Consider the following 202-nt stretch of genomic DNA (forward strand, 5'->3'; position numbering starts at 1 on the left):
TCACATGTTAATAATGCCTTTGCTGTTTGATTTTTGTTCCCCTGAGTGGGTTTTGGTCGCGGCGCTCGACTTGCCGCCTAGTAATCTAAGCAAAAGTTGAGCAACAATGAACAAAGCGCACTCAGGGGAACCCAAAGGGCAGCGCTTGATTGGCATTTCTTCTGTGTTGCCCCACAAGGATGTGGGGTAAGGTGACTTTGCA

At 48.5% G+C, this 202-nt stretch carries 1 protein-coding gene; it reads right to left on the bottom strand.

Going from position 1 to position 202, the window contains the following annotated elements; genetic code table 11:
- The coding region (locus tag CEX98_RS23155; RefSeq protein ID WP_143484405.1) for a hypothetical protein at window positions 1-202 on the bottom strand (202 nt) is incomplete at its 5' end.

This window comes from Pseudoalteromonas piscicida, from assembly GCF_002744175.1.
GTDB lineage: Bacteria > Pseudomonadota > Gammaproteobacteria > Enterobacterales > Alteromonadaceae > Pseudoalteromonas > Pseudoalteromonas piscicida_B.